Annotated in this window: 2 protein-coding genes; both read left to right on the forward strand. The window is 68.7% G+C overall.

Features of this window, described 5'->3' with window-relative positions:
* Positions 1–73: 73 nt before the first annotated feature.
* Complete coding sequence (locus ACWDNU_RS46540; RefSeq protein ID WP_189026708.1) at positions 74–289, forward strand: biotin/lipoyl-binding carrier protein; 216 nt, start codon at positions 74–76, stop codon at positions 287–289.
* Between the two features lie 31 nt (positions 290–320).
* Positions 321–1,139: histidine kinase N-terminal domain-containing protein (locus ACWDNU_RS46545; protein ID WP_449673536.1), on the forward strand; the 819-nt coding region annotated here is incomplete at its 3' end.

The raw sequence follows: 1,139 nt of genomic DNA on the forward strand, positions 1-1,139 counted from the left end.
GTGTGGGCTTTTGGATGGGGGTAAAACGACATGGCAAAGGGGGGGGCCCCCCACGACTAGTGAACGGGGTGCCATGCCTGAAGAAGTGCGCGCGGAGATGGTCTCGACCGTGCTCGCTGTCGAGGTCGCGGTGGGCGAGCATGTGCGGGTCGATCAGACCCTGGTGCTGCTCGAGTCCATGAAGATGGAGATCCCGGTGCTCACCGAGGTCGAAGGTGACGTCACCTCGATCGATGTGGCGCCCGGACAGGTCCTCCAGGCGGGCGACCTGATCGCCACCATCGCCTGACCCGCACCCGGAAGCGAAGCGTAGATCCACCGTGGCAACTCTGAGCGAGTTACTGGCCGAACACACCGACCTACCCGGCATCGCCGTCGATCATCTGCAGCGGGTGGTGGGTGACTGGCAGTTGCTCGCCGACCTCTCGTTCTCGGACCTGCTGCTGTGGGTCGGCGCCGGGCCGGTCGCCGAGGGCGCCGACGTCGTGTGCGTCGCCCAGATCCGCCCGACGACGGCACCGACGGTGCACCTGGACGACAAGGTCAGCACCACGGCCTCCCGCACCGACTTCCCGCAGGTCTTCGACGCCCTGCTGACCGGCGAGACGGCGCGGACCGACAGCGAGGTCGAGGTCAGCGCGGTCTATCACCCCAGCCCGGTGCACGCGATCCGGGAGGCGATCCCGGTGCGCTGCGGCGAGGACGTGATCGCGGTGCTGAGCCGCGACTCCGATCTGCAGCGGTCCCGGGTCCGCAGCACGCTGGAGACGGCGTACGTCTCCTGCGCCGACGACCTGTGCCAGATGATCGCCGACGGCAGTTTCCCCACCCCGGAGGACCGTGCGGCGACGCACTCCAGCCCGCGCGCCGGCGACGGCTTCATCCGGCTCGACACCGAGGGCATCGTCGTCTACGCGAGTCCGAACGCGCTCTCGGCGTATCACCGGATGGGCATGCAGGCCGACCTGGTCGGCCAGGATCTCGCCGTCACCACCCGCTCGCTGATCACCGACCCGTTCGACGCGCAGGAAGTGGTGGCCGACATCCAGGCCGCGCTGGCCGGGTGCCGAGGGTCTTGCGGACGGCGAAGGCACCGGTCGACTGGAAGATCGGAAGCTGGTGGCCCAGCGCCCAGATCT

The sequence above is a fragment of the Amycolatopsis sp. NPDC003676 genome (assembly GCF_053587275.1).

What these genes read in the sequence shown, in the direction of transcription:
- ACWDNU_RS46540 (WP_189026708.1), top strand. Translation starts at nt 74, where the DNA reads ATGCCTGAAGAAGTGCGCGCGGAGATGGTCTCGACCGTGCTCGCTGTC.